Source organism: Parabacteroides faecis (assembly GCF_014647375.1).
In the GTDB taxonomy this organism is placed as follows: Bacteria; Bacteroidota; Bacteroidia; order Bacteroidales; family Tannerellaceae; genus Parabacteroides; species Parabacteroides faecis.
Map to the genome: position 1 here is coordinate 221186 of NZ_BMPB01000009.1, position 19210 is coordinate 240395.

Consider the following 19210-nt stretch of genomic DNA (forward strand, 5'->3'; position numbering starts at 1 on the left):
AATCAATATCCTCTTTCTGAATCGCCCATGAACAATTTAAAGATGATCAGAGAAAAAGGAATGGATTACTTTTTAGAAAAACAGAAAGAATATTGGACTTGTCCGGAATGTGGAGGTATTATTTCCGTCCATACAGGTTTATGCAGTAATTGCTCAAAAAACTATCAACATAATATGAATATGGCTTCCGCAAAAGATTACGACGAATTACTCCTGCTATGGGAGGCTTCTGTTAGGAGCACACATCATTTCCTTACGGAGGATGATATACAGTATTACAAACCTTTAATACGTAACGAATACTTCCAGGCTGTAGAACTCCATCTCATAAGAGACGGACAAACCCAACAAATCGTTGCTTTTATGGGGTTAAGTGACGATTTGATCGAAATGCTTTTCGTTCACCCGGCACAACAAGGCAAAGGGTATGGAAAGAAACTGATAGAATACGCCATACATAAAAAGAATATCCGTAAAGTAGATGTAAACGAACAGAACGAGCAGGCTCTACGTTTTTACCGAAACAGAGGATTTGAAGTGATCGCCCGGGATGCCACGGACGGGCAAGGCAAACCTTATCCGATCCTGCATATGCAATTAAAGCCTGTCCGGTTAAGAAAGGCTGAGATTAAAGAGCTCCCGGAACTCCGATGTGTATTCGAAGAAAGTGTCAGAACCTCCTGCCGCAAAAACTATTCGCCCGAACAAATAGATGCCTGGATAAACCGCGCATCACCCGAACGCTGGCAGGAGTTATTCAGCAGTGATCTTCAATTCATCATTGCAGAAGAAACCGAATCTTTCCGGATCACAGGATTTACGTCATTCAACCAGCAGGGATATTTGCACAGTATGTTCCTTTTACCCCAATTTCAGGGACAAGGGATCGCTACGATCTTACTGGACCATGCAGAAGATTTCGCACATCGGAACCATCTCCCATCTCTTTTTGCAGAAGTCAGTCTCACTGCGCGTCCCTTCTTTGAGAAGCACGGATTCATCGTTGAAGAAGAACAATCAGTCAAAATAAAGGACACCGAAATGACTAATTTCAAAATGCGTAAGTTCTTTATCCACGATTTATAAGAATAAAAAAAGAGGTAGATCATTTCTGATTTACCTCTTCTGTAGTCGGGATGAGAAGACTCGAACTTCCGACCTCCACGTCCCGAACGTGGCGCGCTAGCCAACTGTGCTACATCCCGTTTTTGATTACGGCTGCAAAGGTACAACTATTTTTGAACCCACAAATACTTTTGCCGTTTTTTTTCAAAAAAAGTTACTTTCATCCCTTCAAATTCTTTAAATGCATTTTTTTCGACATTTTTTTCAAGAAACATTTGGAGTGTATCATATTTTCCCTACCTTTGCACCCGTTAAACAAAACAAACGGTACCATAGCTCAGTTGGTAGAGCAAAGGACTGAAAATCCTTGTGTCCCCGGTTCGATTCCTGGTGGTACCACTGAAAATCAAGCAGTTATCTAAAAGATGGCTGCTTTTTTTATGTAAAAGAGTAAATACTACAAGAAAAATAAAACCGGGAACTTTATCTATAATACATCTGCATGCAGGATCAATGCCCTAATTTAGAAGCAGGATTTGCCATTGCCGCCCGATAACTCTGGAAAGTAACCGTCAACGCTGTCAACACCACAATGATTACTAAAGCCACCAAGAACACCCATAAATAAACCGGTGTCTTATATGCAAAGCTTTGCAACCACACATTCACTCCATAATAAGCGACCGGGATCGAAATAACAAAACAAACAATTGCAATCCGGAGAAAAGACGAGTTCAGCATCCAAAGAATCTGCCGGACTGTCGAACCCAGTACTTTCCGCACGGCAATTTCCTTTTCCCGTCCCTGTAATTCAAAAATTACCAATCCGAATACTCCTACCAAAGATAAAAAGACAGCCAAAAAACAAAGGATAGTCACCAGAGTTCCTTGCCGTTGGCTTTTACTGTAAAGTTCATCCAACGCTGTATCAAAAAAATGGATATCGACCGGATAGCCCGGAATCAATTCATCCGTGACTTTCCGGATATGTTCAATTGCCGGCCGGGGATTTCCTCCCGCAATCTTAACATAGGAATATCTTTCCGGTACCGAACGGCGATAATGATCTTTAGCCGAAGTCCAGAGCCCCATCGGACGTAACTCTTTATACAGGGATTCATAATGTACATCTTCAAAAATACCGACAATCCGTACCGGAACATCATTATCCATAATACTCGTCCCTACCATTTCCGATATGTCACCCAGTTCTTCGGTTGTAAAACGCGATGCTATCTCCCTCGCAGCTGTTTCACTCAGGATACAAACCGCCTGTGTATTATCAGGAGCCTCATCCGACGGACGGAAATTCCTGCCGGCAATCATTTTAATATCCATTAACTCCGGAAAATCAGTCGATACACCCAGCCAACTCATATAGTAATGTTGTCCTCTGTAATTATATCCGATAAAAGAGCGGGATTCATCCGATACAAATTTAAACTCGCTAAAAGAAACATTACTGATATCAGGACTCTCCAAAAGACGTGATTTGAATAATTCACTTTTTTTCAAAGCCGCCCCCATACTGAGCCTCACTTCCAACACATTCTCCTTATTAAATCCCAGATCCACATTTCCTATATATTTGTTCTGCAGGAAAACGAACAAAACACCCACAACCAACGTAATCGAAATGACAAACTGGAACCCGATCAGTAACTTTCGTGTAATCTTCGCCCGGTCACTCAGGGTAAAAGACTTGTTCAGTGCCATAACCGGAGGGAAAGAGGTTATATAAAAAGCCGGATACATGCCAGCCAGTATACCACTTCCTACAGCAAGAAGGAATGTCCATACAAGAATCTTCCAATTGGAATACAAATCCAACGGATGTCCCAGCATGCCTATAATCCACTGAACATTATTCAAAAGGAATACCAAAAGCAGTGCAAAGAAAAAAGCAAGAATAGAAACACCTAAAGATTCCAAAACCAGATATTTCCGGAGTGTAGCATCCGAACTGCCCAGCACTTTCTGAATCGTAATCGATTTGGTGCGGATCGGAGCCAATGCTATCGACAGGTTTATATAATTGACCAACGCAATACCGATGATCAGGATGGCAATAAAGAATAACATATTCGTTCTCAACTTATTGCCGACAGGAGCCGCATCTGCACGAACCTGCTGACCAAAATAAAGATCGGACAAAGGCCGGAGACGAATATCGTCAATCGCAAAATCCTTCAGAAAATCCCTGCTGTCAGCCATATACTTTTCAGTAGTAACAGACGCTGATTCCGGTGATGACATCAACAGACAACAATAATAAAGACCTGTATTCCAGTCCTCCATCATTTCCTTTTCCATTATCGGAATATACAAGGCATTCTTCACACGGGTATTTTCAGGAAAATCACGGAAAACGCCACCCACTATATATGCAGGTTCAAAACTTAGCCCATAAATGATTGAACCTTCCGCCCCAGCAAATTCAGAGAAATAAACCGGTTTACCGATCGGATTCTCTTCGCCAAAAAGTTTTCTTGCCATACTTTCCGAGACCAGCATTCCCTCCGGACGCTTCAAGCAGTCCGAACTTCCGGCTATTAACTCAAAACCAAAAACTTTTGTATATTCCTGAGTGATTCGTTCCACTTGTTCCATATAACTCAGAGCATCAGGTCCTTTACCGGCTGATACACCAAAACGAATAGAGGAACAAACAAGATTGTTTGTAACGGCAGCAGCTTCTATATAAGGAGAAGCTGCAATAAAACGTTCAAGTTGAGGACGTGAGAAATTAGCCTCCCATATCCCGTCATTACGCATATTTTCCAACTGAAATATCTTTTCCCGGTTTGTCAGGGAGGCATCAAAACTATATTCATGACTGACATGTATGCATATCACGATGAATAACAGAAAAGCAAAACTAAGTCCTAAAAGGTTAGTGACCGTTGCTAATTTATAACGCTTCAGAACGTAAAGTAAATTTTTGAATGTGCTTTGCATATTTGAGTTATTTTAATTTTAAACCCCTGATTCAGAAATACAGAACAAAGCTATTCCTCTCTACATTCTTATACTATTTTTTTTGACAAACGGTCACTTTCTATTGGTGAACTGCAATTATTCCATCTCAAACATTTCTGAATCGTCGCTTCTATCCCTGCTCTTGCTCTTATCTTTCTTCTTGTTCATATTACCGAAGTTGTAAGTCAGGGTAAAGCCGACACGTCTGCCGCCACGCCAGTTTTCAGAGTCTTGCCAGAAACCGTCACCGGAGGTAATCGTACGAAATTTACGAGAATCCAAAAGGTCACGGGCATTAACACTCAATGTCAGTTTATCGTTCAGGAACGACTTACGCAAGCCGAGATCAACCGAGTAATTCGGTTTACGATATCCTTGCGCCATCAGACGTTTGGAATTGTAGTTGCCTGTCCCCTGCAAAGACACTCCCCACGGCAAACTCAAATTAGCGATCATACGAACATCCCAGGCAAAACTCTCGTCCGTTTCTCCGGTAACCGGCGTCGATGCACCTGTCGGAAGATAAGTAAAACCATCCAATTTGGAATAATAGAGATTGATCGTTGTCGTCAGATCGAGTATCTTAAACAATTTGTCTTTACCGACGATCTCCAGACCGCTTGCCTGCGATTTTGCTACGTTCTCACTGGTCGTATACATCACATTATCTTCTGTATTCAGGAAACGGATACGCTGGATTACATCATCTGTCGAACGATAGTAACCGGAGAGTGATAACGTGTGTCCGGATTCCCACGACTTGATATAATTCAATTCAAAAGAGTGGGAATATTCCGGTGTCAGTTCCGGATTACCGAAAGAGATATTGGAAGCATCGGATATATTCCGGAACGAATTCAACTGTCCTCCCCAGGGACGACGCAAACGACGCGTATAATTTACTTGTAATTCATTATTTTTAGGTAAAGAATAAGAAATGAAAGCACTTGGGAACAGCTTAAAATAATCCTTTTCGAAGCTCTCGGAAGGTTTGCCGTTAAACTCCTGGTCAAAATCCAGCGAACGGGTATCCACACGCCAGTATTCTCCACGCAGACCGGCCTGATAACTAAGGTTTTCCCATTTGCCACCATACGTCATATAAAGAGCATGTACATCCTGATTATACAAGAAACGGTTGTATAATGTCTGATCCTGCTGGATATTTTCGGCAGTCGTTCCGGTATAGGTATCTACCGGACTGGCATTACGTTGGAAAGTTCCTTTATAACCGGCTTCAATGCGTGACATATCGGATATCTTATTGCTGTAATCTGCCTGTACTTCCCAGGTTTTATCTTTTATGTCATTCTCCTGGGTCTGATAGATAGGATCTGCAGACTGGGAAGGATCAGTATATTTAGTCGATTGCTGAAAAATGTCCATTCCGTCGCGTTTCCATTGATTGTTACTGACTGTCAGGTCGATATTACTTTTGTCCGAGAACTTATGGACATAATTCAATTCCAGGTTATACATCTTCATATCCGAGTCGCCATTCGTTGTGCGGTCGCTGGTATAAAGTGTATTCCTTTGGCTGTCGGTAGAAATATAATGGATCGTTTCACTATTATCGCCTCCTCCGGTCATACCCGTCACATTAAGCGACAAGTCATCGTTTTTGGTCATATGCCAGGTAGCACCGAAGCGACCAAACCAGTTATTATGCTGCCGCTTGGAATCGTTCGTCTGGTCCAGGAAGCTGTGATCTGTCGTATTCTCCCGGCTGGTAATGCCACCCCCTTTAAATTCACGGTTCCGGTAGTTCAGGTTTGCATAAGCATCTACCTTGCTACTGCTATAATTGATATTGCCACTTGCCTGATAACCTCCATCCGTATCGGCTCCCGCCTTTACACTTCCGTAATAGCCTGGTTTGCGGTCATCTTTTAAAATGATATTGATAATACCCGCCGTTCCTTCGGGGCTGTATTTGGCAGAAGGGTTCGTTATTACTTCTACCTGTTTGATATCTCCGGCAGGCATCATTTCCAGAATATCCGCCTGGTTATCTGAGGTCAATCCTGAGGCTTTGCCATTGATCCAGATCGTTACGCTGGAATTTCCCCGCAATGAAACAGATCCTTCATTATCAACTTCCACGGAAGGAATATTGGATAAAAGATCACTGACAGAACCACCTTCGGAAGCAATATCCTGCGTCGCATCGAACACCTTCCGGTCGATCTCAAAACGCATCTGAGGCCTTTTGGCCACAATCTCCACTTCATTTAACTGGTTAGCATCTTCTTCCAGTGTCAGTTCTCCCAAATTGAGTACCTGGCTATTGGTACCGATTGAAATAGTTTTGGAGACTTCTCCATAGCCGATATAAGAAAAGGTAACGACATATTCCCCTTTCTTCAATCCGCCAATGCTATAATTTCCATCACTTCCTGTAACAGAACCTTGCAGAATTTTATCCGAACCTTTTGCCTTCACCTGAACAGTTACGAACTCCAACGGTCCGCCCAGTTCCCCATCCATTACAGTACCTTTAATTCCTCCGTCTATCGTTGCTCCATTCATCGCCGGTGTCATGCACACAAGCATACCGGCCAGCAAAAAACTTACCTTTTTTTTCATTATTGTCTAAATCAATCTTTTTCCCATTTTGTCAATTGTTCTGTTTGACTAAAATAAAAAGAAATGGTTTATTCAGAAAAATGATAAAATAAGTAAATATTTGCCATCTTTCGATGGTTTTTTTAAACAAATCCTCACTTATGTCCTGGTTTTGAAGATTTAGATTATCTTTGCATCATATCAACTTACTTATGTTATGAAAAAGATCCTCTTTAGTATAGTTATAATAATATTTACATCTGTAAATTTTCATTCGAAGGCTCAAACGCAGAAAATTGATAATTATGATTTTTTTGATTCTGTTGTAAATAATCATAATCAAATATTTCAAACATCTTGCATTCCGTCAGCTGTCGAAATGGTACTAAAGTATTGTAAAGTTGTAGATTTTAATTTTTACGACTTACAAAATGAATGGAAAAACAAAATCGACGGTACTTTCCGTAACTTTGATAATAAAGAATTATACGGCGTTACTTTTTCCCGTAAATTTGATTTACCTCGGGATGCAAACTTTCCGATAGATAGTCTTTTTCTAACTATAGAAAAAGAATTGAAATCCGGGAAAAAAGTGATTATCTCCCTTCCGTCGGACAGCGGTTGGCATATGTATGTCATCTACAAACAAACACCAGATGGAGAATTTATTTCATACAGCAAACAATGGAGTCATACATTAATACTTAGGAATACAAAAGAAATTGTGAAAAAAGTCAACGGGACGGATATCATGACTTACAGTATCAATAAGAAATAGAATAAGAGTACACTAAATGTAAATAAAAATGGCAAGGGACAGTTCAGTTCGTCCCTTTTTAATGTGCCACAGGTTGATATTATGAAACTTCAATATGTGTTTCTCAAGGATATTCATTAGCTAACGTCACCGATATAATCGCCAGGGACGAACGGAATTTTTCTCCATCATAAGGAGATTCCTTCCCTTTGATATCGTACATGATAGAAGCTTCGCCCACATAACCTTTTTCCGGGAAGAACAATGCTTCCGCCGTTGTTTCATCATATACCCACCGGCCCTCACCGTTGACGGTATGTTCAAATTTCCGGTCTCCCAAACAAGTATATTCGTCCGTCCAGAACCTGAAACTGGAAGGATCCAGATACTCTTTATCACCTATCACTCCGCTACCGCTATCGATATATCCCAAATCATTATCCAAAGGTCTTATAGTCACCGGTCCGCGTCGATGGCCCGTTATATCATCGTTCGCCGTATTTGCTCCGAACAAAGGAGTGATACGAAGATTCTTAATAACATTCGTATAGTTTGTTTCCGTACCGGTTGCAGCCATAAAACCAATGACTAATTGATCTGGCGTCTCAACCTCATACGTGATCCGCGGAGGGACAGTAGCTATAAGTGGAAAATCATTATTGATAGCTCCCGGCAAACCATTTTCAATATAAGTAAGTTTTTTAGGGAAAGTAAAATTCTCGATCACAGTCGTCGACTCATTTCCGTGTTGTATAGCAACCGTAATTTTAAAACCACCGACAGAAGAATCGGGATTTGTTTCCAGTTTTATAATCGCTTTCCGGTATTCCGGTTCATCCGGATCGGTAAATGTACCTCCTCCGGCTATGTCAAACCCCTGTGCTATAGGAGGTATTATATTTCCTGCCTGGAAACCACCTTGTAGATATCCTCCGGTATCCGTAGCCAGAATAAAACCAGCCTGATTCCACAAATCTTCAGAGCTACGACTTCCTCCCGTATGCCTTGTTGCCAACACAGGATATCCCCAATCACCTTCATACAACTGATATCTTAACGAACCGCTAGGATGGCGGGAAACGACTTCCCTAAAATCAGGCCCCGCTGCCCCCCGGATTGTCACATTGCTATATGTATTATACTTGTCCGGTTTAGTGCTTGGGGTCTTACGCGGATCATCATCATAAAAAACGCCATTCCGTTGTTCATGCCCTTCCATACGTACCGTTTTAAAATTGTTCTGATCCAAAGCAATCGCCAGATATCCACCGAGAATTCCTTTGATTCGTTGTCCCTCTATATTATTCCCTTCCAACGTTTTATTGGTCCACCTGTAAGTGTAACCAAAACCGGCTCCTTCCGCCCCATATTCCAGTTCACCTGTTCTATCGGCATCCATCAGAAACATAGTAATACCATCGGTTATACCTCCGGTTGAACCCGGAGTCGTGTACATCATATATTCAAACTCAATCTTTAAACCATCATTGGTCGTAAAAGGATAGCCAGGTAGATAGAATGCTCCTACTTCACTTTTAAGGGTAGTAAGCTGCAAACCGAGGTTCTTGACAAGATCCGCTTTATTACTCCTGTCTACTCCCGGTTTTGCCGTTGGATTATTCGGTCCGGGCCTTTCAACCTCATCCATTATTCCATCCAGAAAAGAACGGAAAAAAGGGAAACCTCCTATTCGTGTTTGAGCCGTTCCGGAAGCAGACATCATCGACAGAAGTATTATCAGTATAAGGTAAATATTCTTTTTCATTGTACATTATTTGTAATGGTTAATAATCTCTGATACAACGGATCGGAAAAGCATACGAACGGTCGGCATCATAAAACTCCAGACCTTTACGATAGAGTAAAGGATAATTGACAGTAATACCATCGTATGGAGTTGAAGACCAATAATAACCGTATGCTCCGATATGGACAACATCTCCATCTCCATTCGGATAACGATGTCCTGACACGGGAAGATACACCGTTCCCGAAGGAGGTGTCTTTTTATCCCTGTCCGGAACTATGGAACCCGACGCCCTGGCACCCAATTGCAGTCCGCTGTTCAGAAGGGACTTTCCATCCCTGTGACTATCGGCATGCAAATTGTAGTCGGCTGTTACATTCGCAAAATCGCCACCGGCTGGCAACTGAGGTTTTGTCGGCGTTTCATCATAAAGCAGATCCAAATCCTGATAGGTAGGCAAACGCCATTTACCTTCCACCCAACCCTCTTTGGATGAGATATAGCGGCAGATATCACCGATACCTTCGCTCGCGTTAAAACCTACCTCATCTTCATATTCCCTGAAAGCATCCATATTATCTCCAGTAAGAGGAGGTGTGTCGAAACCGAAGTTATCGTGAGCATAAGGAACCTGATCCCATCCAATAAGACCGCCCCCCAAATTTCCTACCGAAGTTTCCGGCGGATAATAAACAATATGCTTTACCGGATCGTACGGAATACCTGCCGGAGCGAACATGAACAATGATCCCCATTTACAGAACACACCCTGCGAATTTGCCGGGATCGTATTGTTATCTTCTTCGGTAACGGCAAATGTCAGCTTACCGGAACTGAGGACAATATTACTGCGGGCAAACATATCGGCCATCGCTACTCTCCGGACGATCATCGTATCCCGAAGACGTCCGGCAGTAAATACGATCTTTCCACTTACATAATCGTTTCCATCCCAGGGAGAGTCTACTTCCTTCAGATCAAGCTTAAAACCCGAATTTATGTCCGTTCCCTTTTCACTTGCATAGCCATTCGCAAACTTCAGCCAGCCGGTAGTCATAGAATCTATTACTTCCGCTTTCCAGTCGCCGTAATAATCGGAGCTAACCCGGTGATTCAATAATTTATCGATACTCCACGGTATATCGACCATCTTACCTTCCGTTCCCATAAAATACTGTCCGTCGTAAACGATATTCTTTATCCCCGTCATATCCACGATCAGGATCGAGGTTTTCAGGTTGGACAGGACAGATGCGGATTTGAGAGCCTGATCGAAAGTCGTATAACCGATCCCTTCAGCTGCCGTAACAGTTACGATATATTTATGATTACGATATAAAGGGACATCATCGCCTGTCTTAACGCCGGAACCACTTCCCGGATCTGTCTTATCAGAAGTAAAATTGACACGGTAATAGTATTCCGTTCCCTGATAAATCCCTTTCAATATCAAACAGACGCCTGCTACAGAGCCTGCTTTGGGTTCTTCATAAGCATATATTTCGCCTGCCAGAAGCGGTCCGGCAGAACCGGCTTCCTGCATATAGGTATATTTCATGGCTGCATCCTGTGTTGCGTCCGGCTTACCGGCTGCACCCGGGATCCGGGGATCCAGGTTTCTTGAATAGGGATATTTCTCATCCGACTCTTTTAATAAAACTCCGTCCGATTCATTCCATGCCGGAGCGATAAACCCTGCCGTATGATAATTGACCAGATAGATTTCCTGTAGATTGAAAACATCGCTGCTCACCTTATTCTCCACATCGATACGTGCCAACATACGGATCAGCTCAACACCGGTAATACTCATTCCCGGAGTAATGCCACTTACGGAAGTTTCCCCGTACATCGGTATCGGAGTGTATCCCGGCTCCGACACATTCCATTTATAAGAGCCGTCTTTACCGGCAGATGTTTTAAATACCAGCTCCTCCAGAAAATCCTGTTTTTCCGTATCGACCGGATTATCCGGTAACGCTGCTTTCACTTCCCTGGCTGCATTGGCAACGAGTACAACGGAGCCGACATTTTCATCTTTCAACAGATCCAGTTTAAACTCGATCTTGTAGTCATCCCCCGACTCATTCTGAGAGAAATTTTTCACTTCAAGATGTTGGATCAATCTGGCAGGCGCCGACTTGTCGAAGATCAGTAAATCGATTGTCTTCACCACGGCTTCGCCCTTATTCCCTTCCATGGAACGCGTTACGGTCGGTATCTCCAATCCGGGAACGGTCATTTCCATAAAGACCAATCCTCCATGTACTTTTCCGATCTCCTGCTCATCCACGCAAGCTGTTGCATGGAGCAAGAGGAAAAAGAGAGTTGCACTCATTAATGTCAGCCATTTACTATATCGTTCCATATTACATCGTGTATTATCGGTATGCCGTTCAACGTTTCACCTTGATCAGCTTGATCAGGTTGCCGGCTTTGACCTCTGCCGTCGCGTAGCAACCTTTTTCATTTTCATTCAGCGTTCCGGATACGGAAAATTCTATTTCCTGCACAAGTTCTCCCGCCACTCCGCCAAGGGTAACGGACAACCAGCCGTATAAGCTACTTTGAGTATCTTCCTCCGGTTGTCCCGTTTTGTCGTAATATTTGGTTTCTCCCAGGCATATTCCCGAAGGGAAACCTCTGTCGTCATCGATTCGGTCGTAATTGGTGGTTGCCGTAATACTGGTTTTATTACCATCATCCGGCAAGTAGAGATTATCACGGGTCACGGTCAGAAAATACTGAGGGTCGATGATTACTCCCTGTCCGACTTCCGTCCACGGAACTACTTTCTGTTCAAACTCTACTATCTGCTTCCTGACAACTCCTGATATCCTATAGACATTATTACGCCTGATTTCGGTGATATATTGGGGTGGACCGCCTCCGGTAGAGAAAGATGACAAGGTCGATACGGCATTCCTCGTTCCGTCGGAGGTCCCGATTCCCCGGATATCCAGGATCAGTTTATCAGCATCGCCCGGAGCCGAACAGGTTCTTTCCGGTGTATAAAAAGCACAGACAAATTGCAATGTATCGGCCAGTTTCAACGGATCGGAGTCTGTATAACTCCAGGACACCTCTTTATCGGGAGCATCGACCGTCTGCATATATCCGAAATTCCTTGTCACATCAGGAGCCATCAGACAGCCTTCGTCATGCGACTTCAGAAGGTTTACGGCAGTCGATCGGCCAACCTCCGACTGAAACGGCAATTCCGTTCTAAGCCAGAGTTCGACCCGCGCCACGGCACGTTTAACTTCCATTTCCACCCTGGCGGCTTTACTCTCGGTGTCATTTTCCTCCGTAACGGATATATTATAGGAAGCAGCAGTCATGGGAATACCCTTCGTAAGGGTTGCCGTATGATTTTCATTGAATATTTCAGCCATAAGATATGTCACCGTCTCCAAATCTCCGGGAGCAGTCACTGTTTCCAGAAAGCCGGTCAATGTAGCCGGTTCATTCAATATCACGACCAGCATCTTATCCGGATTGCAATGCACCTTCAAAGTAGTCCTGAACTCTTTAGCATCCCGGTCGTCATTCTCCAGTGTCATCATTTTATTGATATCGACGGAAGGAAAGACCGATGCATCATCGAACACGATAAAGCGGGCCGTATGGATATGATCGTCTGCCAGGGCTCCGTCCGTAAGAACTTCCACGGCCATCAGTCCCCGCAATCCGTCGCCACCATCCACCGACTGCTCCACAGAGCAAGCATTCAGAAAAATGGTTGCTATGGATATACTTATCTGGTTCAATATCTTTTTCATTCTTTCTTTATCCAAAAAGTCAGACACCAATATCATTGATCCATATTATCCAGTCGTTCACAATCACTTTAACCGCAATGAATCCGCCGGGATCGCCTCCGGGCTCTTCCTTATACAGCACCACGATATGCCATTCGCTCTGACGGTCAAGATATTCCTGCATGGGTAGCAGGCTGCCGTCAGGACGCGAAGCCGGTTTCGTATGTTCCAGCAGATACATCAGATCGTAATCCCATAAGACTTTTCCGGTCGACGTGCTACGCACAATAAGCCGGTAATCATAATCCTTCATATAAAGCAACCGGTTGGAGTTGATATGGGCTTCGGATAACTCGTCCGCTCCACCGCCTGCTGTCAGAAGATAAGGGCGGAATGTTACCGTCTCCTTCCTTTTCGGCCTATTATCATGTCCATATACAGCACCTTCGGGAGTCACGATCTCGAAAGTATAAGGAACATTTTCCGTATCGGCTGCAGCTCTCGGACTTTCTTCCACCCTCGCCAGTACCAGATCAAAATGATTGGTTTCCTTGACCAGAGGTATCTGATATACCGACAGATCCGCCTGATAACGAATGTCCTGTGTTACGCCTATCCATACAGAAGGAAATTCATGGGAAACGATCTCCGATCCGCGTACCAGCGATAATCGTATATCTTCCAGCTGCGTTTGCCCGGGGATCAGTGTATTACCGCTGCCATCGGAGAGCCGGAAACTATCCGACAGTCCTCCGACAGTCAGTATTTTATAGTTACCGAAAGCGAGGTCGTCCCCGAGGAACATTCTTTTACGTCCGATAAGTTCCTCACGGAGAGACTGCTTCATAAACAGATACCGTCCTTCAGCATTGAAGACAAATATATCGACCGAACCGACCTGTGGCTCGAAAGAGTCGGCATACTCCATATTATATTCATAAATGAATTCGAGATATATACCGCAATCATCCATATTGTCTTTGATCTTCTCACAAGATAGCAGGAATAACGGCATCAAAGCTGTTAAAACCGACCTGACCAAATACCGATATGTTCCTTTCGTATTCATATTTCTGCATCCATCGTTCTCTATCTTATTCCATTTTTCACCAAACACCATAGTGTCCTAAAACAGAAGCGATTGCAGTTTCCTGAATTTTTTTAATAAGGGAACTGGAGTTTCCTACGCGGGGAACTAGCGTTTCCTCCTAGGGAAACTGCAATTTCCTGCCGAGGGAACTGGCGTTTCCTACCTGGGAAATCATTCGCTTCTGCAAACCGCATTAAATGCCTATTTCATTCTCCCAGATAACCCATGGGGCAGTCTTCACCGTTATACCCAGATAACCGGCAGACTGGTCGATCGGATCTTCCGGATCAGGATCGCCGGGCCCCGGATTGTTAGGGTCAGGATACCACGGAGTTCCGGCACCATTCACGGAACCAAGCGTCAGTTGATACCAGTTGTTACGGACAACACCGTATTTGCCGAAATCCATTTCCTTCTCCGTCTTATTATCATGCCGGATTTCATAGTAATAGTAATTCAGACCGTTCTGGTACCAGCGGACAACCTCTTCTTTCTTATTCTTGATCAACTCGCCGCCGTTAGGTACATCTTTCAGCATATTTTCCGTAAGATCCATAAAGTCGGAACCGACATCTACTCCCTTTTTGAAATCGCTTATCTTTCCATACATATTATCGCAAACTTTTTTCAGGTTCGAATCATCTTCAGCTTTATCATAAGCATCCTGCAAATCCTTCAGATTATGATAGTCTTTACCTGCGAAATTGAACCAGTCACCGGTTTTAGTAGTATGCTCTTTAGGGTAATAGGTTCCTTTTATCACGATACGGCTTGCATTACCGAACTTTTGTTCGGCTGCTGCCATTGTATTTTCCAGACAATAGGCAATAGCCGGTTCATCTGATTTTGAAGGTTCCATCCAATCATAAGGATCGAGCAAGACCGGAGCATATGTGTCCGGATCGATGCTGGCAAACGCAAGACCGTCTCCCACCACACCTTCGAAGTTCGGGTCGTGGGTGTAAAAGTTACTTTCATAAAACGGAGTACTGCCAGAATGTGCCACCTCCAGTATAGTCTTATCTGCGCAAGGAAAGAAAGTCGTGTTCACTACATCGAGTGTCCAGCTTTCAAAATCGAATTTTGCGCCTTCGGGAAATGTTTTAATCTCATCTTTCAGCCACAGTTCAACCTTAGAGGTCAGGCGTTCAATCCTGACATCGAACCGGTTGTCCGAGAGCTCGGCTCTCAGTTTGGTGTCTTCATCTTTTTCCCCATCTTTCGGTTTGATCATCTTACCAGTGATATCGATAAGCAGGTCGGTTATTTTCGAACCTGCAGGCAATCCCTCATCATTACCGCTATTGATCATAGCAAATCCTTTTTTGATATCTTTTACATTATCTGTCACCTCGTCTTCTGCCACTCCGGCAATTGCCGCATTTATCGAATTGAAAGTAGAGGTTACCCCCATACCGCTGATCACACCAGCCAATTGAGTTCCCGGATTGGCAACAACCAAAAGCTTCGTGGCATCAGCAGATACCTTAACAGCCTCCAGAGTAGATGATGCCGGGGCTATTTCGATGAAATAAGCACTCGTCGACGGGATGCCCAGCACTTTTCCGGCATTGTCAAATGTGACCAGGTAAAGCTTTTTGATATCACTTTCATCGGCACCAGGGTTTTCACCGGAAGCACGTGTCGTCGGATGTGTCTCGATCCTGATCGACAGATAAGCGACATCCGCATTCGAGACTTCGGTATTTTTATAACCATCGTCGTCATTACAGTTGGTCAGCAAGGCTATCGCCAAGGCTGACATAAACATAAATCTGAGTTTCATTTTATTGTTTTTTTAGTGTTCATATTGATATATTCTTTCAGTTTATCCTGATACTGTTTTTCTTTAACTTTATATTTTTCAATCAAAGCCAGATGCTCTTGTGCATCGGTATTTCCGGACTCTGCTGCCCGCCGGGCATATTGTTCCGCTTTATCCAATTCACCGTTACGGGCATGGAAGGCGGACAGGTATAACCAGGCATCCGGATCGTCTTCCAGCCCGGTGAGATATTCTAATCCTGCTTTCATATCACCGGATAAATAACTGAATACAGCCATAGAGAGACGGTTGATCTTTTCCTCAGGATACATCGCAGCCGCTTTTTTAATCACGTCACTGAACTGCGGGCTTTCCGGTTCATACTGATTCGCCAGCAAATAGAATTCATACAATGAAAGCATATTCGGATGGGTTTGGTAAACCTCTTTTATCGTCTCAACGGAATATTCCGGTACGGTAAAACCGATCCGGTAAGCACAACGGCGAAGCAAAGGAAAAAGACGGGTCAGCATATAACAATAGCTCTGTCCTCCGTTATACTGCATCAGAACCTGTTCACGCCTGTCATTCATTTCTTCTTTACCGATGATACCGAGAGCATATTCTTTTTCCGTAGTTGTCATGACCAGGTCTTCTTCAACCAGTTTCCCCAACCCTTTCCAGTCTTCGCCATATCCTTGTGAAGAAAGAGTGATTCCTTCCAGATCATAATTCCGGCGAAGCCATCCGGTGAGAGAGGCGGCACGACGTTCGGAAAGACGTAAGTTGTTCTGCCATGTTCCCTCAGGAGATGCATAAGCCGATATCTTTATCGTATTTATATCGACACCCTGTACATTCTTTATATCTTCCAGACTGCGTCGTATCTTATCCAGTTCATTCCGGTTATTTCCCATGCCGGGATCGATCTCGGCATTCCCGACCCGATAGATTATCAGGGCTTCACCTGTCTCAATCCGGGTCTTTATCTCTTCACGAGGAGGAACGGGAATTCTGACCGGAAGCACATAAACCAAACTTTGTTCCGGCTTTTCCATGAACCGGATACTGTCTGCTATTATTTCCGTAGAGATACGATGATATTCACCCCGGCAGTTCCGCCGTTCCTGCACCATCGCCACATTTGCATCTTTCATCCATCCTTCCAGAGGTACAATACTGTTATATGTTATTTTCTCATGGATCGCTTTACGCCGCCCTGTACTGAAACAGGCATAAACAGGTTCAACTTCTCCTGAAAGCTTCTCCACCCTGTTTACGACTGCCTGCTGGGTTTTACCACGGATAACAACGGGAAGCAGCTTCTTTTCATTCTCTCCGGAACGAATGACCGGGAAGAAATATAACTGCTCTCTCGGAGTTACGGATATTCCGATGGTTTCGATGTCAAGTATGGCACGCACGCTGTCTTTTTCTTGCCTTATGTCACGTACAACCACACGAACATCAGACACTTTCTGTTGCGCGTTTACGTCGAAGGGAGAGAGAATACAGGATGCAATCCCCGCTAAGAAAAAGATTCTTAATTTTATGTTGTTACAGGTTACCATAATGTGATTATTTTAATAGAAAGACCAGCGTCAGAGCAAACTTCGTCGGTCCGAAATAATGCTTCGTCCGATGGCGGGTCAATGGCTGACATTTCCCGCACGGATATTTATCATATGAGAGATAAGCGTAACCGACTCCTACAGTGGCTTCGATCGACCAGCGGGGAGCCAGTATCCAGTTATAGCCGTAACTGACGCCCGCTCCGGTCAACCATCCTTCGTACCGGTTGTCCTTTATAGTCTTAAAAGGTCCGATACCCCCGACATTATAGGAAGCATAATGGGCATGCACTCCCCAGAAATGTCCAGTAAAAGGCTGGCATAGCCACCAACGGACTTCCGGTTGCACGGCAAAATGTTTGAATTTCTTCGTATCGCTGAAACTCCATAAATTCAGACTGGCAGGAATATCGATCGTCATTCTGGTTCCGGCCTTAAATTCCAGTGAAAGGTTAGGCGATGCCATGGCATCCATCAAAAGGTTGTTCTTTAAAGCAATCTTCTGGGCGCTGGTTACTGCACAGGACAGAACAGCTATCAATACTAATATTAATTTTTGCGTTTGCATAGGATATTCTTTTTCCTAAGGCAAAAGTACGCGACCGAAATACATTGAGAAAGACAACTTTATCCAATCATCCGGTAGCTTTTCTACATTTCAGAGAAATCGGAAAGCCTTCTCTTTTCTCCGGCTTACAGAATAGTTGAAAGGATAAAATAGTCTTGTACTTTTTAGAGAAAATGTTTTTTCATTTTCTCTAAAAAAGAGAAAACAAAAAGATCAATTATCAAAGTTTGCAACAAACGTCATTAATCCATTTCTTTCGGTTCTTCTTTACTGTTTTTTTCTTACATTTCGCCAGGCTAGATTTCGTTTTGATATAAACAGACATCCACAAAAATCTGATAATTATGAAAAAGAGAAATTTACATGATGTATTCATAGAGGTTTTATACAGAAAAGAGGCTAAAAAAGTTAATCTCATAAACCAGATATCGGATATCCTAAAGCTGGAAAAAGAATCTGTCTATCGGAGAATGTCAGGAAAAGTAAACTTTTCTGTCAGGGAAATAGGTATACTGGCAAGGGCCTTCAATATCTCGCTGGATAGTTTGCTGTATAAAGAGATAGAACTTCAATGGCTTCCGTTCGTTTTTGAATCTCCTTCCAAACTTCAGTCGATGGACTCCTTGTATGATATGATAGAATTCAATCTGAAACAGACGGAAGAGATTAACCGGCACGAACCGGGAGAAGCCGGAAATGTGTATAACATATTACCTCCGGAGTTTTACATTCGTTATCCTCTTATAACCAAGTTCATGTTTTTCAAATGGGGAAACTATTTTGTACAATCCGAAGAGTTCAGTAACTTTTCTCAATGGAGAGTCCCTTATCGGCTGAACCAAATCATAGAGAAGTATAATGATGTCTATAAATTCCGAAAAGTATTCTATATCTGGGATCATTCGCTGATCTGGACACTGACCAAAGAAATATATAATTTCTACCGGATGCATATCATTACAACACAGGAGAAAGATGACATCAAAAGTGAACTGAAAGAAATCTTATCCAAAATCGAAAAATCACTGAACGGGACTTATATTCCTTTCATGCCTACTCCACCGGAAATAGCCTTTTATGTATCGTCCATGAATATGGGATTCACAAGTTGCTATTATGTCTCGGGAGATAAACACCTGGCATTGTTCCAGACCAACTTCAGTTTTTCCATGATCGACAATTCGGCAGAAAGTTTTGAAAAAATAAAAGAATGGATCCAGTCGCTCTGCAAAATATCCACATTACTTTCCGGTTGCGGACGTATTGAAAGACGGTTGTTCTTCGAAAAACAGTATGCTATTATCGATGACATTTTAGGCTAAACTGCTCATTTATACCACAT

At 43.2% G+C, this 19210-nt stretch carries 12 protein-coding genes and 2 tRNA genes; 4 read left to right on the top strand and 10 right to left on the bottom strand.

All coding sequences use genetic code 11. The features are described from left to right. Positions 1-174: 174 nt before the first annotated feature. On the top strand, positions 175-1086 hold the full coding sequence (locus IEY67_RS14905) for a GNAT family N-acetyltransferase (protein ID WP_183672186.1): 912 nt from the start codon (positions 175-177) through the stop codon (positions 1084-1086). Between the two features lie 45 nt (positions 1087-1131). Here IEY67_RS14905 and IEY67_RS14910 read toward each other — a convergent pair. Continuing rightward, positions 1132-1205: transfer RNA gene (locus tag IEY67_RS14910), tRNA-Pro, on the bottom strand. Positions 1206-1391: 186 nt separating this feature from the next. Here IEY67_RS14910 and IEY67_RS14915 point away from each other — a divergent pair. Further along, positions 1392-1464, top strand: a tRNA-Phe gene (locus IEY67_RS14915). A gap of 111 nt (positions 1465-1575) precedes the next feature. On the opposite strand, the gene IEY67_RS14920 is transcribed toward IEY67_RS14915, so the two are convergent. Together IEY67_RS14920 and IEY67_RS14925 are read right to left on the bottom strand one after the other, a co-directional pair. Further along, positions 1576-4023 carry an ABC transporter permease gene (locus IEY67_RS14920; protein ID WP_183672136.1) on the bottom strand — a complete coding sequence of 816 codons (2448 nt, stop codon included), beginning with the start codon at positions 4021-4023 and terminating at the stop codon, positions 1576-1578. Between the two features lie 117 nt (positions 4024-4140). After that, positions 4141-6633 carry a TonB-dependent receptor gene (locus IEY67_RS14925; protein WP_183672187.1) on the bottom strand — a complete coding sequence of 831 codons (2493 nt, stop codon included), beginning with the start codon at positions 6631-6633 and terminating at the stop codon, positions 4141-4143. 193 nt (positions 6634-6826) lie between these two features. Between IEY67_RS14925 and IEY67_RS14930 the strand changes: the two genes are divergently transcribed. Further along, positions 6827-7387 (top strand): hypothetical protein, encoded by a 561-nt coding sequence (locus IEY67_RS14930; RefSeq protein WP_183672137.1) that lies wholly within the window; start codon positions 6827-6829, stop codon positions 7385-7387. Between the two features lie 103 nt (positions 7388-7490). On the opposite strand, the gene IEY67_RS14935 is transcribed toward IEY67_RS14930, so the two are convergent. From IEY67_RS14935 to IEY67_RS14965, 7 genes are all read right to left on the bottom strand, one after another. Then, on the bottom strand, positions 7491-9131 hold the full coding sequence (locus tag IEY67_RS14935) for a hypothetical protein (RefSeq protein WP_183672138.1): 1641 nt from the start codon (positions 9129-9131) through the stop codon (positions 7491-7493). A gap of 19 nt (positions 9132-9150) precedes the next feature. Beyond that, positions 9151-11481 (bottom strand): fibrobacter succinogenes major paralogous domain-containing protein, encoded by a 2331-nt coding sequence (locus tag IEY67_RS14940; RefSeq protein ID WP_183672139.1) that lies wholly within the window; start codon positions 11479-11481, stop codon positions 9151-9153. A 28-nt stretch (positions 11482-11509) separates the two neighbouring features. Beyond that, positions 11510-12895 carry a hypothetical protein gene (locus IEY67_RS14945; RefSeq protein WP_183672140.1) on the bottom strand — a complete coding sequence of 462 codons (1386 nt, stop codon included), beginning with the start codon at positions 12893-12895 and terminating at the stop codon, positions 11510-11512. Between the two features lie 19 nt (positions 12896-12914). Next, positions 12915-13943: a FimB/Mfa2 family fimbrial subunit gene (locus IEY67_RS14950; protein ID WP_183672141.1), complete on the bottom strand. Its 1029-nt coding sequence runs from the start codon at positions 13941-13943 to the stop codon at positions 12915-12917. 214 nt (positions 13944-14157) lie between these two features. Then, on the bottom strand, positions 14158-15750 hold the full coding sequence (locus IEY67_RS14955) for an Mfa1 family fimbria major subunit (protein ID WP_183672142.1): 1593 nt from the start codon (positions 15748-15750) through the stop codon (positions 14158-14160). After that, positions 15747-17300, bottom strand: a complete 1554-nt coding sequence (locus tag IEY67_RS14960; RefSeq protein ID WP_183672143.1) for a hypothetical protein — start codon at positions 17298-17300, stop codon at positions 15747-15749. Before IEY67_RS14960 ends, IEY67_RS14955 begins: the two co-directional genes overlap by 4 nt. 7 nt (positions 17301-17307) lie before the next feature. Beyond that, positions 17308-17868 carry a DUF3575 domain-containing protein gene (locus IEY67_RS14965; RefSeq protein ID WP_183672144.1) on the bottom strand — a complete coding sequence of 187 codons (561 nt, stop codon included), beginning with the start codon at positions 17866-17868 and terminating at the stop codon, positions 17308-17310. A gap of 344 nt (positions 17869-18212) precedes the next feature. Between IEY67_RS14965 and IEY67_RS14970 the strand changes: the two genes are divergently transcribed. Next, positions 18213-19190: a helix-turn-helix domain-containing protein gene (locus IEY67_RS14970; RefSeq protein ID WP_183672145.1), complete on the top strand. Its 978-nt coding sequence runs from the start codon at positions 18213-18215 to the stop codon at positions 19188-19190. Positions 19191-19210 lie beyond the last annotated feature (20 nt).

Coding starts and splice junctions, on each gene's coding strand:
- IEY67_RS14905 (WP_183672186.1), top strand. CDS start 175: ATGAATATGGCTTCCGCAAAAGATTACGACGAATTACTCCTGCTATGG.
- IEY67_RS14920 (WP_183672136.1), bottom strand. CDS start 4,023: ATGCAAAGCACATTCAAAAATTTACTTTACGTTCTGAAGCGTTATAAA.
- IEY67_RS14930 (WP_183672137.1), top strand. CDS start 6,827: ATGAAAAAGATCCTCTTTAGTATAGTTATAATAATATTTACATCTGTA.
- IEY67_RS14935 (WP_183672138.1), bottom strand. CDS start 9,131: ATGAAAAAGAATATTTACCTTATACTGATAATACTTCTGTCGATGATG.
- IEY67_RS14940 (WP_183672139.1), bottom strand. CDS start 11,481: ATGGAACGATATAGTAAATGGCTGACATTAATGAGTGCAACTCTCTTT.
- IEY67_RS14945 (WP_183672140.1), bottom strand. CDS start 12,895: ATGAAAAAGATATTGAACCAGATAAGTATATCCATAGCAACCATTTTT.
- IEY67_RS14950 (WP_183672141.1), bottom strand. CDS start 13,943: ATGAATACGAAAGGAACATATCGGTATTTGGTCAGGTCGGTTTTAACA.
- IEY67_RS14955 (WP_183672142.1), bottom strand. CDS start 15,750: ATGAAACTCAGATTTATGTTTATGTCAGCCTTGGCGATAGCCTTGCTG.
- IEY67_RS14960 (WP_183672143.1), bottom strand. CDS start 17,300: ATGGTAACCTGTAACAACATAAAATTAAGAATCTTTTTCTTAGCGGGG.
- IEY67_RS14965 (WP_183672144.1), bottom strand. CDS start 17,868: ATGCAAACGCAAAAATTAATATTAGTATTGATAGCTGTTCTGTCCTGT.
- IEY67_RS14970 (WP_183672145.1), top strand. CDS start 18,213: ATGAAAAAGAGAAATTTACATGATGTATTCATAGAGGTTTTATACAGA.